We start from the raw sequence: 13,088 nt of genomic DNA, 5'->3' as shown, positions 1-13,088 counted from the left end.
ATGGAAACGATCACCTGCGGCACATGGACAGGCCACCTTGGCAAAGGGCTGGCTCCACGGGAGCTAGAGGCGCTGCTCGGCGTCGCCCAAGGCATGACCGCCAAGCAGATCGCCCAACAGATGCAGATCACCCCCGGCACAGTTGCCAACCGTATCGAGAACGCCATGTTCAAGCTCGGCGTAGCGCGTCGAGCAGCTGCCGTGGCCGAAGCCATGCGCCGGCAGATCATCAGCCCGCTGTGCATCGCCCTCGCCGGCCTGATCGCTATGCATGCGGTCATCGATGACGGCGATCCACTGCGCCGCGACCGGAGAGCGCCCGAGCGGCGTACTGCCCAGATTCGAATCATTCGCAAGACAGAAGTCTTCGAGTGCCACACCTGAGTCACTCCTCGAGGACTACTGCATGCAGACAATACTCCATCCCGCGTTCGAGGCGAAAATACTCGTGCCCGCGGCGCTGCTTGAGCGCAGCCGGATTGTACGCAACGAAGCCCGCACCAAGGTGGGAAAAGGCAGCCTCCGCTATCAGGACTTCAGTCATTCCGCCGCTTGGAATGTGATCGAGATCGCAACGGAAGTGGTGCAAGGCCGCTTACAGTCGGGCCGCCATGCGGTTTGTAGAAGCGATGGAGGCCGGCGCCGCAAGCTATTGAAGGGCTTCAATGAATAGTACTACAGCCCACGATCAGCGCACCGTTGCGCTCGCGCAGCTCAAAGCGGCAATCGAAAGCTTCTTCCTCGACGGTGGGCAGGAGCAGAGCTGAACACCAATGGCTATGTCCCGAGGCATTAGCACCGAGGCCTCTAACCGAAGGAAACGCTCCGGGCTCTTGCATTTCCGAATTGAGCAACGCCAGAAGTGGATCTAGGAGATTCGCAAGCTTGTCCACCGCATGACTTACCCAAGCCCTGGCTACTGAACAGGCCGTTAATGAGGATAAAAGGAGACTGAAATTCAGAGAGGCAGTTGACGGCGTGCAGCGCTTGGTCAATGCTGGCCAATAGCCAACGTGACGCTGCAGGAAGGACTCCTAATGAACGAAATCGCAGCTATTCCCGACGAGACTGAAGAATTAGATCAAGCAGAGCCCAGCGCATCAAAAGACTTCGAGGCTGAAAAACAGCGGGTACTCTCGGCAATCTCCGGCAACAGTCCAAAACGCTTGCTGGATAGAGTAGCTTGGATTCTGAATCACTACACTAATGCCCGCGACTCTGATATCGCGTGCCAACTGCATTATTGGAGAACCTTCCAAGGTGATCTCTACAGCGGCGGCAATATATTACAAGAGCACTATCCAAAGCTGGAACGCCTTAATAACATCACTCGGGCGCGGGCACGAGTACAAAACGATCTTAAGATGTTCGTTGCATCCCCTGAAATCCGAAAACGCAGAGGCAAATTAGAGGAGGAGGAAAAGCAGCGAGCCCTTGAGGAGCGGCCCACCTTCCCAATCTATTGCGTTTATGCTGATGAAAGCGGCAAAACTAGCAAATACCTAATGGTAGGTAGCGTATGGGTACTGCGCAGTTACGAGACGATTAAGATCACGAATGCAATAAACCAGAGAAAGCAGTCTATTGGCTTCAAAGGGGAAATGCACTTCAAGGACATTAATAAGGGCAACCTAGATGCTTACTGCGAGCTCCTGAACTCCATAATTGAAAACTCTTCCTCCCTCTCATTCAAGGGCATTGGGGTTCTTAGGAGCGGACTGACAAACCTTGATGCCACGCTCGATAAGCTTTTCTATCACATGGTCATCCAGGGCATTAAAGAGGAAGATCACTCAGGCCGAGCCGTACTCCCAAGAAATTTACAGTTCCGCAAAGACTCCGAGGAAGAATCCAAGGACAAGCTGTCAATCATGGAAATAGAGCTGCAACTGAAAAATGCCGCCAAGTCTGTTTTCAACGATCGTCTTTATGTAGACGTTGTCGCAGCCGAGAACTCTGAGCGATCACCGCTCATGCAGATTGCAGACCTCTTTGTTAGCTCTATTTCTCGACACCTAAACAAGGGCGAAGGCGCTGAGGGGCCGAAGGATGTTTTTGCGAAGAAGTTCCTCCAGGCTTTCGGGGTAAATACAAAATCCCAGGAACTTGACGGATTTAGTGATTGCGTCCGGTTCTCCCAGCCAAAAACTTAGCAGCGAGAACGTACTCATAGCCGAAAATTTTATCCTTCTGGGGCTAGGATCAATCCTATTACATTTGAGGAGCTGTCGGATGACGCCTCTGGCGCTGTCCGCCAGCGCCTTCGCCTACTGAACGATAACGTCGCCCGGCTGTGAGCATAGAACCCGCCCCTACTGGGTGCGCCCGGATTGCCTCACCCTCTTCCACGCATAATGCTATGTGTCTAAGCACCCATGATGAGGTCGGCCTACATATTGTAAAATCGAAATGTAACCCAAACCGTACAGCACGACTTGAATCACGAAGCTCGACCTGGTCGCTGGCCTAGACGGATGGTGCACCTCATGCACACGCCAATACGCCCGTCTTCATACGGAAGCTTTTTGTGCTCGCAGACGTAAAAGCGCTGAGAGTCTAGCCGCCTGCAATTTGAAAGCCTGCATCAAGAGTAAACATTACCAGCTACACCGATTCTCTTTGCGCTTTTTCTTCTTTCTTACCTGTAGATTTCAACCACCAAACCGATATAGCGAAACCGACAGAGCCAAGACCGCCGAGAACCATAAAAATAAACTGCCACACTCTATTCAATTCCTCCTTATGGCTTACCCTATCTTGGATTAGGATCTTGGACAGATTTTCATAGTCCCTTCTAAGCAAAGGAAGAGACAATGCCTTCACTGGATCTTTTGATATAGCGTTTTCCAAGAGATCCAGACGGGCTGAGAGCGCAGAGATCTTTAGCTCAACTGAAGTCATATCGACTTGTTGCTTCTCATCTTGACCAGCCTTATAGACAGACTCAACAGACCGCCCAAGCTCATGAACTTGCTTCTTTAAGCTTTCCAACTCACTAGTTGAGGCATACTGCCTACTGAGAGAGGCGCCAACTTCTTCAAGCGATCTGTTTTTAGTATCAGACCAACCTCCCACACCGGCAAAAACCACTATAATCGAAACAATCACCCCACTTACAGCTGCAACAAAGCTAGCAAGTTTAACTGCCCGCTCTCTTTCCTTACGCCTTACATAAACCTCAGCACTTACATCAGTCACCGCAACCCCCTAATAGCTCAAAAAACTCTGTGGCTTGCCCGCGCCCTAGGATCTAAACCCACTCAGGAAAGACACTCTCGCTCAAATCCTACGCAGATCAAACTACCACCCTCTAATTAGGTCACTGGAGGCTTGGGCCACCACAGTGCCTTTAACGAATTGTAGGCATATACTTAAACTTTGTGCGGAAAGTGCCTGCGGGACGATCATGCTACGTAAAGAACAGGCCCGAATGTTTACTTGAAACCAACAAAGTCGAGCGCGACTCCGACCGTTTCTCGCCTGTTTTTGCCTTGCCTGATCGCCTTACTGCTCGCTTCAGTGAGCTGCATACTACGCTGCCCGCCAGCGCCTTCCACTACCTCAGGCTTGCAGCGTAGCCCTCAGTCTCACTTTCAAGTGCCAACCACTCGGCTACTTACCCTCTTTTTTGGTGCTTGCTTCTACAGCTTTGCCTGCCCAATCAAGCATCTGGGCTGGAGCCATTGCCCCCATTGAAGTAAGCATTACCAGCACTCCAACTATCACAACGCCACCAGCCAACCATAAGCTTTTGTGTTGACTATGAGTAAGTACTCCCCCCCAAAGAAACCCCATTACCCCGATAAGGAAAAGGAAGTTCTTTCCAGCCGGAGAGATCCATGTGCAAAATGCAAGTGTTGCCATTGTAAAGAAAACCACAAGCCCAGGAAGAACATACCAAGCATTGCTCATCGGCTTCGCTGGTTTTTCGAAAAAATCTTTCGGATCCATACCGTGGTTTTCTAGGAAACCTTTAATTTCTTCAGCAGTACCTTCTGCTTGCCCTAGCTTCATTTTTCAGCCCCTGAACTGACGAGGAACAATTTTTTCAACGTCAGCCTTGGCTGCCTCCTCTGTCCACTCCTTGGGGTTACCGTCCTTAATTATAACTATTCCGCTTTCCTCCATGATTATATTGGTACCTTTGAAGCTGAACCCGTCAAGATTCCCCCCAAATGAATTCTGACGCACCCGAGACAGGGCCTTATTTACGCTTGAAGATTGCATTTTGTAGGTGTCTTGATTGCCTTCATGATTCCCAAACTCGAAAACAATTACAGCACCACCATCACGAGCAGTCCGAACCTCACACTTCACGCCTAAACTAGGTTTTATATAGACAGAAAGATACTTCCTAAAGCTATTAATATAGCTTTGGATCGAATCCCGCCCCACATGATTTCCCTTCACTACCTTCCCTCCTTTACAAGTATTTGCTTTGAGGTCCGCATAATACCCAATTCACAATCAACACAGCACCCCCATGCCCATAGAAAACCGACCCAGCAATACCGATCACTCTGGGATGTAGGGGATGAAGTCACCTAACAGCTCGCGAGCGGCAGGCACGGCATATTCGAGCAGCTCCAAAGGGACGTCCCGTTCAAACAGCGTCACCTCAAACTTGAGCGTCTCATCGTTTCGGAAAATCTCGAAAATGATCTGATCGCCGCGAGCGCACTCAAGGCCCAGCCCATCGTGGCCTGGGGTGACACTTGAGGCTCTGCAGAAGCTGTATTCGATTCCATGAACTATCACGCTGCGCTCTCCAGAAAAACGGAAAAGTACCCCGAAACACCGCTGCTGTAACCACTCTCCCCTCTATCCACTGCCGCGACACAGCGGCCAACCAAGGAGTCGTCATGCCTGAAAGACCCAAACTGCAGCGTGGCCGCACTTATCGCGGCAAGAAGCCCGCGTGCGTGCGCAGCTGCGGTCTCGTCAATGATCGAACCGTAATCTATGTCGGCGTGGATGAGGTCCAGTACGACGGACCATCGGTGGCACCTGGGCGGCACTATCCGCGCATGCCGATCGGCAGGTTTCTTTAGTGGGCCAGCCATGACGTGACCGACGAGCTGCCACCGGGAGAATACGCATCCTGGCCACCCGGCAAGCGCACGACTTAGGTAGAGCCGCCCAGCCAGGTTTACGTCGGTCTTGCACCCAAGACGACTAACTGAGCGACCAAACGAATCATGACGAACTCGCTGGGCAGGGCCTGTAGGAAAAGGCTGATCCCCACTAAGCCCGCTGGCGACTCGACCTATAGCCCGCACCGAGCAACAACAAGCCAGGCACCAGTAGCCCAACGGCTGTGTAGCCGAAGGCTTCCTGCCCCGACGCACCTACAGCGGCAAAGGCGGCACCAATCGCAACGAGCGGTGCACCTGCGAAGTAGAACGGTTTACTGGCTGTCTTGCCCATATCGATCCTCCTGATTGAGGCCCCATTTAATCACACCTGCCGCGACCAGCGGCGTGGAGACCATCACATGCAAACCGAGATTCTTTCGGACGAAGAGCTAGCCGAACTGACTGGCTATAAGGCCAGGGGATATCAGCGCCGCTGGCTAGAGGAACGTGGTTGGGTATTCGTTGAAACCCGAAGCGGGCGCCCACTGGTTGGCCGCCATTACGTCCGCATGAAGCTGGGCGTGACCCTTGGAGTGATGCCAACGGCGTCACCACCACCTGTAGTCCCTGCGTGGACACCTGACATTTCGAAGGTGAGGTGAAATGCGTCCTAGGAAGACCGAAAACAGGGACTTGCCCCCGGGTGTGTACCGACGAAAGCGGACCAGTAAGAGCAAGAAAAATCCCGACAAGGAATGGATTAGCTACTACTACCGGACCAAGTCGGGCAAAGAGGTAACGTTGGGCACCGACCTGAGCCTGGCCCGGCTGAAGTGGGCAGAGCTAGAGGCGAAGGAGAAACCCAAAGACCTGGTCACCATGGGTGCCATCTTCGACCGCTACGAGCGCGACATCATCCCGAAGAAGGCGCCGCGCACACAGAAGGACAACCTGGCCGAGATACGCCAGTTGCGAAACTACTTCGAGAAGGCCCCAATCGACGGCATCACCCCTGCGCATGTGGCGAAGTATCGCGATGCCAGGACCGCCCCAGTAAGGGCGAATCGCGAGATCGCCACCCTATCGCACATCTTCAACATAGCCCGGGAATGGGGGCTAACAACCAACGAGAATCCGTGCCAGGGCGTGCGCAAGAACAAGGAGGTGCCACGGGACTTCTACGCTAACGACGCGATCTGGAACGCGGTTTACGCAAAAGCGGTGGGCGAACTGAAGGATGCCATGGACTTGGCGTATTTGACGGGCCAGCGTCCGGCGGACGTACTGGTGATGAGGAGGGACGACATCGAGGAAAAAGCCCTCGGCGTAAAGCAGAAGAAGACCCAAAAGAAGCTGCGAATCATGCTTGAGGTGGACGGAGTGGAGAGCAGCTTGGGCGCGCTGATAAGAAAGATCCTGGAGCGCAATGCTCCGCATTGCTCACCATATCTACTGCTCACTGATAACGGCAAACGTGTCACGGCACCGATGTTGCGCCATCGATGGGACGATGCTCGGGAAGAAGCTGTGAAGGAAGCCGTTGCCGCTGGCGACCAGGTGCTGGCCGGCCGTATCAGCCAATTCCAGTTCCGCGACATTCGCCCGAAAGCAGCCTCGGAAATCACCGACGTTGACCACGCCAGTCTGCTGCTCGGCCATACCAAGGGCGATATCACAGAGCGGGTGTATCGCCGAGTTGGAGCCCTGGCGAAACCCACCAAATAGGGAAAGTTTCGGAAGCGCTTCCACAACAAACAATTCCCAAGGGTGTTCCCATGGGTGGTTTTACTATGCCCAAAAACGCAAAAAGCCCTGAAAAATCAGGGCCTTGAATGTGGCGGAAGCGTAGAGATTCGAACTCTAGGATAGTTGCCCATCGACGGTTTTCAAGACCGTTGCCTTAAACCACTCGGCCACGCTTCCAGCTGTTTTGCGGCGGCAATAATACCTTAATGTAACAAGCTGTCAAACTCTCTGTGTCGCGGCTTGCGACAGCTCTGATATGCTCTGCACCATACGTTCCACTACCGCAGGTCCCGGACCGCGGTCTCACCCCAAAGGAGTGCGCCATGCGCGAACAGGATTACGCCGTCCAACACGGCCAGCAGGTCGAGCAGCAGGAGGTCAGCAAGGTCCTGCGCAACACGTACAGCCTGCTGGCCCTCACCCTCGCCTTCAGCGGCATCATGGCCTTCGTCGCCCAGCAGATGCGTGTCGGCTACCCGAACATCTTCGTGGTGCTGATCGGCTTCTACGGTTTGTTCTTCCTCACCAACAAGCTGCGTGACTCGGCCTGGGGCCTGGTTTCTACCTTCGCCCTCACCGGCTTCATGGGCTTCATCCTCGGCCCGATCCTCAACCGCTACCTGGGCATGGCCGGTGGCGCTGAAGTGGTCAGCTCGGCCTTCGCCATGACCGCCCTGGTGTTCGGCGGCCTGTCGGCCTACGTGCTGATCACCCGCAAGGACATGAGCTTCCTCAGCGGCTTCATCACCGCCGGCTTCTTCGTCCTGCTGGGTGCCGTGGTGGCCAGCTTCTTCTTCCAGATCAGCGGCCTGCAACTGGCGATCAGCGCTGGCTTCGTGCTGTTCTCGTCGGTCTGCATCCTGTTCCAGACCAGCGCCATCATCCATGGCGGCGAGCGCAACTACATCATGGCTACCATCAGCCTGTACGTGTCGATCTACAACCTGTTCGTCAGCCTGCTGCAGCTGTTCGGCATCATGGGCCGCGACGACTGATCGAATCGGTTGCCAGCGCTTCAGGAAAAGCCCGCTTCGGCGGGCTTTTTCATGCCCGTTGAACAGCGCCGGGAACCTCACAAACATTGACTTAAAAGTCAGCTTATTAGCACCTTCCTCCGCGATTGTGCACCCATCGTGCTTGCCTCTACCGCAATGGCCGTTCTGCCCGTAGAATGCGCTCCTTTTTTCTTCCGGGGCGGCATTTTCCCATGAGTTCACACGAACACGGCCCAGGCGCGGCGGCGCCTGCCAATGAACTGGTCCTTGGCCTCGAGGACAAGCCTCGCCTGCTGATCGGCCTGCTGGCGGCACTGCAGCACTTGCTGGCGATCATCGTGCCGATCGTCACGCCGGGCTTGCTGATCTGCCAGGCGCTGGGCGTGTCGGCGCGTGACACCAACCTGATCGTGTCGATGTCGCTGGTGATCTCGGGCATCGCCACCTTTGTCCAGTGCAAGCGCTTTGGCCCGTTTGGTGCCGGGCTGTTGATTGTGCAGGGCACCAGCTTCAACTTCGTCGGCCCGCTGATCGCCGGCGGCGCGCTGATGGTCAAGCAGGGCACGCCAGTTGAAGGCGTGATGGCGGCGATCTTCGGCGTGGTCATCGCCGGTTCGTTCGTGGAAATGGGCGTGTCGCGCATCCTGCCCTTCGTCAAGCGCCTGATCACCCCGCTGGTGACCGGCATCGTCGTGCTGATGATCGGCCTGACCTTGATCAAGGTCGGCCTGATCAGCATGGGCGGCGGCTTCGGCGCCATGGCCAACGGCACCTTCGCCGATGGCGAGAACCTGCTGCTGTCGGGCGTGGTGCTGGCGATCATCGTCATCCTCAACCGTGTCCCGGTGGTATGGATGCGCAGCTGCGCCATCGTCATCGCCCTGGCTGTGGGCTACGCCCTGGCCGGCTACCTGGGCCGCCTGGACTTCACTGGCATGCATCAGGCCGCGCTGTTCCAGGTGCCGACGCCGTTGCACTTTGGCTTGGGCTTCTCGTGGTCGCTGTTCATCCCGATGCTGGTGATCTACCTGGTCACCTCGCTGGAGGCCATCGGTGACGTGACTGCGACCAGCAAGGTTTCACGCCAGCCGGTCGAAGGCCCGGTGTGGATGCAGCGGATCAAGGGTGGGGTGCTGGTCAACGGCGCCAACTCGCTATTGGCCGGGCTGTTCAACACCTTCCCCAGCTCGATTTTCGCCCAGAACAACGGCGTGATTCAGCTGACCGGCATTGCCAGCCGCCATATCGGTATCTGGATCGCCGCCATGCTGATCCTGCTGGGCCTGTTCCCCAGCGTCGCCGGAGTGATCCAGGCGGTGCCGGAGCCAGTGCTCGGTGGGGCGGCCATGGTGATGTTCGGCGCCGTCGCGGCCTCGGGTATCAATATCCTCGCCAGCACCCGCCTCGACCGCCGCGCCCTGCTGATCATCGCCGTGTCGCTGTCGCTGGGCCTGGGCGTGGCCCAGGTGCCGGAATTCCTCGCGCATATGCCGTCGGCGCTGCGCAACGTGCTGGAGTCGGGGGTTGCCACCGGCGGCATCTGTGCCCTGGTGCTCAACTGGTTCCTGCCGGAAAGCAAAGACCAGGCCTGAGCCCGGCCAGCCAGAGCAGAAGCCCGTGCCCACCCGCACGGGCTTTTTGCTTTATCATGGCCGCATTCATTTGCTCGAGCCTTACATGAAATTCGCCATTGCGGTCTTTTCCCCGGCCCATGCGCCCTCCTCCCGCCGCGCCTTGCGCTTTGCCGAGGCGGTGCTGGCCGGCGGGCATGAAATTGCCCGGCTGTTCTTCTACCAGGACGGGGTGCACAGTGCCTCGGCCAATATCGTCGCGCCCCAGGATGAGCTGGACGTGGCCGCGCAGTGGCGCGCTTTCGTCAGCGATCACCGGCTCGACGCCGTGGTGTGCATTGCCGCCGCCCTGCGCCGGGGTGTGCTCGACGACACCGAGGCCAACCGTTACCAGCGCCCGGCGGTGAACCTGCCGATGCCGTGGGAGCTGTCCGGCCTGGGCCAGCTGCACGAAGCCGCGCAACTGGCCGACCGCCTGGTCTGCTTCGGAGGTGATTGAAATGGCCAAGTCCTTGCTGATCATCAGCCGCCAGGCGCCGTGGAGCGGCCCGTCCGCTCGCGAAGCCCTGGATATCGCCTTGGCCGGTGGCGCCTTCGATTTGCCGCTGGGCATGCTGTTCCTCGATGACGGCGTGTTCCAGCTCGCCGCCGCACAGCAGCCAGACGCCGTGCAACAGAAGAACCTGGCCGCCAACCTCCAGGCCCTGCCGATGTTCGGTGTGGAGGAATTGTTCGCCTGTGGCCACAGCCTCGCCCGCCGAGGGCTGGACAACGACGCCCTGTCACTGCCGGTGGAAGTGCTCGACGACGCTGCTCTGACCGCACTGATTGTCCGTTTCGACCAGGTGGTGACGCTCTGATGACGACCCTGCATGTAATCGCCCATTCGCCTTTCGGGGACGAGCGCCTGGCCAGTTGCCTGCGTCTACTTGGCCCGCAGGACGCGCTGCTGCTGTGCGGTGACGCCATCTATGCGCTCAAGGCCGGCACCGAGCCCTTCGCTGCCCTGCAGGCTGCCAATCTCGGCGAGCGCCTGTTCGCCCTCGCCGAAGACCTGCAGGCCCGCGCCCTCGACAGCCAATTGGCCAAGGCAGTGGACTACCCTGCGTTCGTCGAGCTCACCCTGCACCACGACAAGGTCAACAGCTGGCTATGAGTACCCTGACTGTCGGCGAGCGCAGCATCGCCCTGGACAAGGACGGCTTTCTGGTCGAGCTGCAGGACTGGTCCCGCGAAGTTGCCGAAGCCCTCGCCGCCCGCGAGAGCATCACCCTGAGTGCGGACCACTGGGAAATCCTCGAGCTGCTGCGTCAGTTCTACCAGGAGTACCAGCTGTCGCCGGCCACGCGCCCGCTGATCAAGTACACCGCGCTCAAGCTCGGCGCCGAGAAAGGCAACAGCCCGCACCTCAATCGCCTGTTCAACGGCACCCCCGCCAAACTCGCCGCCAAACTGGCGGGCCTGCCCAAGCCGACCAATTGCATATGACCGAGTCCCTGCTGAACGAAGCACGCCCACTAACCCTGCAAACCCCGGCCGAACACCCTTTCGCCGAGTTCGTGCGCATCCTCGGCAAGGGCAAGCGTGGCGCCCGCGGCCTGACCCGCGAGGAAGCCCGCGCCGCGATGACCCTGCTGCTCGAGGGCAAGGTCGAGGACACCCAGCTGGGCGCCTTCCTGATGCTGCTGCGGCACAAGGAAGAAAGCGCCGAGGAGCTGGCCGGCTTCACCGAGGCCCTGCGCAGCCACCTACATGCCCCCCGCATCGCCGTCGACCTCGACTGGCCCAGCTACGCCGGCAAGAAGCGCCACCTGCCGTGGTACCTGCTGGCGGCCAAGTGCTTGGCGGGCAACGGCGTGCGTATCTTGATGCATGGCGGCGGTGCCCATACGGCGGGCAGGCTGTACAGCGAGCAACTGCTCGACCTGCTGGGCATTCCGCTGTGTCGCAACTGGACGGCCGTGGAGCAAGCCCTGTCCAGCCATCGGCTGGCCTTCTTCCCGCTGCAGGACTGGGCGCCGCAGCTTCAACGCATGATCGACCTGCGCAACACCCTGGGCCTGCGCTCGCCCATCCACTCCCTCGCCCGGGTACTCAACCCTCTCCGCGCCCGCTGCGGCCTGCAGAGCATCTTCCACCCTGGCTACCAGGCGGTGCACCGCGAGGCCAGCCGCCTGCTCGGCGACCACGCCGTGGTGATCAAAGGCGACGGTGGCGAGATCGAGGTCAACCCGGATGTCATCAGCCACCTGTATGGCACTTCGTCCGGCGAGGCCTGGGACGAGGAGTGGCCGGCCCTCAGCCCTCAGCGCCATGTGAAGCCAGCCTGCCTACAGCCCGAGCACTTGCTGGCGGTATGGCGCGGCGAGGCACAGGACAGCTATGGCGAGCTTGCCGTGGTCGCCACCATGGCCCTCGCCCTGCGCGGGCTGGGCCAAGGCCGCGAGCAGGCATTCAAATGCGCTCGCGACTACTGGGCCAATCGTAGAAGCATCGAATAAGGCGATAGATTGGGCGCAGTCTTTGCGCTATTTATTCGAACGCTTTTCACTAGACTGAGCTCCAACGACAAACGACTTTGTTCCGAGGAGCTTTGCAATGGGCCTTTTGATCGATGGCCATTGGCATGACCAGTGGTACCAGACCAGCCAGGATGGCGCATTCAAGCGCGAGAACGCCCAGCGCCGCAATCAACTGCCCGCCGCCGAGGCCGGCCGCTATCATCTGTACGTGTCGCTGGCCTGCCCCTGGGCGCATCGCACCCTGATTTTCCGCGCCATCAAGGGCCTGGAACCGCTGATCGGTGTCTCTGTGGTCAGTTGGCTGATGGGCGAGCACGGCTGGACCTTCGACCAGCAGCAGGGCTCCAGCGGCGATCATCTGGACGCATTGCAGTACCTGCACCAGCGCTACACCCAGGACGACCCGCATTACACCGGGCGCGTGACCGTGCCGGTGCTGTGGGACAAGCAGGAGAAGCGCATCGTCAACAATGAGTCGGCCGAGATCATCCGCATCTTCAACAGCGCGTTCAACGAACTGACTGGCAACACCCTGGACCTGTACCCTGAGCCGCTACGCGCGACCATCGATGCGCTCAACGAACGTATCTACCCGGCCGTGAACAACGGCGTGTACCGCGCAGGCTTCGCCACCTCGCAGGAAGCTTACGAGGCCGCCTTCGACGATGTCTTCAACGAGCTGGACCACCTGGAGGCGCTACTGGGCCGCCAGCGTTACCTGGCCGGTGAGTACCTGACCGAAGCCGATGTGCGTCTGTTCACCACGCTGGTGCGTTTCGATGCGGTGTACCACGGGCACTTCAAGTGCAACCTGCGCCGCTTGAGCGACTACCCGAACCTGTCCAACTGGCTGCGTGAGCTGTATCAATGGCCGGGCGTGGCGGACACGGTGAACATGGAGCATATCCAGAAGCACTATTACATGAGCCACAAGACCATCAACCCGAACGGGATTGTGCCCAAGGGGCCGCTGCAGGATTTCGGCTTGCCGCATGATCGGGAGCGGTTAATGGGCAAAGGGATCTGGAAGGCTTGATAAAGCTGGGGCTGCTTTGCAGCCCATCGCCGCGGTTCGTCGCCACGACAAGCCGGCTTGTGTCTTGAAAGGCTCTTAGACTGAAGGGGTGAGAGCGGTGGATGGCAGACTGCAAGCCGGCGGTGCCCTAGAGCACGTGTGGG

General features: G+C 58.2%; 17 protein-coding genes and 1 tRNA gene. 13 read left to right on the top strand and 5 right to left on the bottom strand.

The window, feature by feature from the left end; genetic code table 11:
* The 3 genes from DFS21_RS21545 (at position 1) to DFS21_RS21535 (ending at position 2,153) form a co-directional block, all read left to right on the top strand.
* On the top strand, positions 1-384 hold the full coding sequence (locus DFS21_RS21545; protein ID WP_111533058.1) for a helix-turn-helix transcriptional regulator: 384 nt from the start codon (positions 1-3) through the stop codon (positions 382-384).
* A gap of 22 nt (positions 385-406) precedes the next feature.
* Positions 407-673 carry a hypothetical protein gene (locus DFS21_RS21540; protein WP_371926908.1) on the top strand — a complete coding sequence of 89 codons (267 nt, stop codon included), beginning with the start codon at positions 407-409 and terminating at the stop codon, positions 671-673.
* A 364-nt stretch (positions 674-1,037) separates the two neighbouring features.
* A complete protein-coding gene (locus DFS21_RS21535) occupies positions 1,038-2,153 on the top strand; it encodes a DUF3800 domain-containing protein (RefSeq protein ID WP_111533057.1) in 1,116 nt (371 codons plus the stop codon).
* Between the two features lie 451 nt (positions 2,154-2,604).
* Here DFS21_RS21535 and DFS21_RS26560 read toward each other — a convergent pair whose 3' ends face one another.
* The 4 genes from DFS21_RS26560 to DFS21_RS21530 all read right to left on the bottom strand — a co-directional run bounded on the left by DFS21_RS26560 (position 2,605) and on the right by DFS21_RS21530 (position 4,758).
* Positions 2,605-3,198: a hypothetical protein gene (locus DFS21_RS26560; RefSeq protein ID WP_146603166.1), complete on the bottom strand. Its 594-nt coding sequence runs from the start codon at positions 3,196-3,198 to the stop codon at positions 2,605-2,607.
* Positions 3,199-3,612: 414 nt separating this feature from the next.
* Complete coding sequence (locus tag DFS21_RS26555) at positions 3,613-4,014, bottom strand: hypothetical protein (protein WP_146603165.1); 402 nt, start codon at positions 4,012-4,014, stop codon at positions 3,613-3,615.
* Positions 4,015-4,017: 3 nt separating this feature from the next.
* A complete protein-coding gene (locus tag DFS21_RS26550) occupies positions 4,018-4,410 on the bottom strand; it encodes a hypothetical protein (RefSeq protein WP_146603164.1) in 393 nt (130 codons plus the stop codon).
* Positions 4,411-4,515: 105 nt separating this feature from the next.
* Positions 4,516-4,758 carry a hypothetical protein gene (locus DFS21_RS21530; protein WP_111533056.1) on the bottom strand — a complete coding sequence of 81 codons (243 nt, stop codon included), beginning with the start codon at positions 4,756-4,758 and terminating at the stop codon, positions 4,516-4,518.
* 736 nt (positions 4,759-5,494) lie between these two features.
* Between DFS21_RS21530 and DFS21_RS21515 the strand changes: the two genes are divergently transcribed.
* Together DFS21_RS21515 and DFS21_RS21510 are read left to right on the top strand one after the other, a co-directional pair.
* Complete coding sequence (locus tag DFS21_RS21515) at positions 5,495-5,737, top strand: DUF4224 domain-containing protein (protein WP_111533054.1); 243 nt, start codon at positions 5,495-5,497, stop codon at positions 5,735-5,737.
* A gap of 1 nt (position 5,738) precedes the next feature.
* Positions 5,739-6,800, top strand: a complete 1,062-nt coding sequence (locus DFS21_RS21510) for a tyrosine-type recombinase/integrase (RefSeq protein ID WP_111533053.1) — start codon at positions 5,739-5,741, stop codon at positions 6,798-6,800.
* Positions 6,801-6,910: 110 nt separating this feature from the next.
* On the opposite strand, the gene DFS21_RS21505 is transcribed toward DFS21_RS21510, so the two are convergent.
* Positions 6,911-6,998, bottom strand: a tRNA-Ser gene (locus tag DFS21_RS21505).
* A 146-nt stretch (positions 6,999-7,144) separates the two neighbouring features.
* On the opposite strand from DFS21_RS21505, the gene DFS21_RS21500 reads away from it, so the two are divergent.
* The 8 genes from DFS21_RS21500 to DFS21_RS21465 all read left to right on the top strand — a co-directional run bounded on the left by DFS21_RS21500 (position 7,145) and on the right by DFS21_RS21465 (position 12,945).
* Complete coding sequence (locus tag DFS21_RS21500; RefSeq protein ID WP_028692373.1) at positions 7,145-7,816, top strand: Bax inhibitor-1/YccA family protein; 672 nt, start codon at positions 7,145-7,147, stop codon at positions 7,814-7,816.
* Positions 7,817-8,028: 212 nt separating this feature from the next.
* On the top strand, positions 8,029-9,408 hold the full coding sequence (locus DFS21_RS21495) for a nucleobase:cation symporter-2 family protein (RefSeq protein WP_046856163.1): 1,380 nt from the start codon (positions 8,029-8,031) through the stop codon (positions 9,406-9,408).
* An 85-nt stretch (positions 9,409-9,493) separates the two neighbouring features.
* Positions 9,494-9,886: a sulfurtransferase complex subunit TusD gene (tusD, locus tag DFS21_RS21490; RefSeq protein WP_023632843.1), complete on the top strand. Its 393-nt coding sequence runs from the start codon at positions 9,494-9,496 to the stop codon at positions 9,884-9,886.
* Between the two features lies 1 nt (position 9,887).
* Positions 9,888-10,247, top strand: coding sequence for a sulfurtransferase complex subunit TusC (tusC, locus tag DFS21_RS21485; protein WP_111533052.1), 360 nt, complete (start codon positions 9,888-9,890; stop codon positions 10,245-10,247).
* The gene (gene tusB / locus DFS21_RS21480; protein ID WP_110698405.1) at positions 10,247-10,543 is read left to right on the top strand and encodes a sulfurtransferase complex subunit TusB; all 297 of its coding nucleotides are present in this window, start codon (positions 10,247-10,249) and stop codon (positions 10,541-10,543) included. Before tusC ends, tusB begins: the two co-directional genes overlap by 1 nt.
* The gene (locus tag DFS21_RS21475) at positions 10,540-10,875 is read left to right on the top strand and encodes a TusE/DsrC/DsvC family sulfur relay protein (protein WP_110698407.1); all 336 of its coding nucleotides are present in this window, start codon (positions 10,540-10,542) and stop codon (positions 10,873-10,875) included. The genes tusB and DFS21_RS21475 overlap by 4 nt, the downstream gene beginning before the upstream one ends.
* The gene (locus DFS21_RS21470) at positions 10,872-11,888 is read left to right on the top strand and encodes a glycosyl transferase family protein (protein ID WP_110698409.1); all 1,017 of its coding nucleotides are present in this window, start codon (positions 10,872-10,874) and stop codon (positions 11,886-11,888) included. The genes DFS21_RS21475 and DFS21_RS21470 overlap by 4 nt, the downstream gene beginning before the upstream one ends.
* Positions 11,889-11,985: 97 nt before the next feature.
* Entirely contained in the window at positions 11,986-12,945 is a 960-nt protein-coding gene (locus tag DFS21_RS21465) for a glutathione S-transferase family protein (protein ID WP_110698412.1), read from the top strand.
* Positions 12,946-13,088 lie beyond the last annotated feature (143 nt).

Origin of the sequence: Pseudomonas sp. 2848, assembly GCF_003253945.1 — a bacterium.
GTDB lineage: Bacteria > Pseudomonadota > Gammaproteobacteria > Pseudomonadales > Pseudomonadaceae > Aquipseudomonas.
Note: the sequence above shows the minus strand (reverse complement) of the source record. Positions and strands in the feature narration are given on the sequence as shown.